Origin of the sequence: Bacillus sp. H1a (genome assembly GCF_000633475.1) — a bacterium.
GTDB classification, from domain to species: Bacteria; Bacillota; Bacilli; order Bacillales; family Bacillaceae_G; genus Bacillus_A; species Bacillus_A paramycoides.
Genome location: NZ_AYMH01000136.1, coordinates 1 through 464, shown reverse-complemented (window position 1 = coordinate 464; position 464 = coordinate 1). Strand labels below are relative to the sequence as shown.

Below are 464 nucleotides of genomic sequence, written 5' to 3'. Positions count from 1 at the left end.
TTATAGCAATAAAACCAGCTTACGTTATATGTAATATTGCATATTGAAATGTATTGATAAAAATGTAAGCGCTTACTATAATGAAAGCATAAAGATAAATCACATCTTAGCAACAACAAAAGAGGAGGAAATAATATGACAATCGCAATGACAATTTTAAAATTTGTAGGTGGAGCACTTCCATTAGTTCAAGAACTTTTAAAAGCATTTATGTAAGTTCACTATTTAGCAATTATTTATAAATAATTATCATACCTTAATACGAAAAAAAAGAAGGGGTTGATTTTTTGAAAATTACTAAAGGAATAAAATTCCTAACATGTTTATCAATTGGCTTATGCACTATTAATTATTCTTCTATTTCCTTCGCTGAAACAAAAACAAGTAATTCAGCTGATACAACAAAAAAAGCTATTAACATTGATACTGGCATAGGAAATCTTAAGTATAATAATCAAGAGGTT

The 464-nt window shown here is 26.7% G+C and carries 1 pseudogene; it reads left to right on the top strand.

The window, feature by feature from the left end:
- Nucleotides 1-287: 287 nt before the first annotated feature.
- Nucleotides 288-464, top strand: a pseudogene (locus tag U860_RS36175) (alveolysin); the annotation flags it as partial.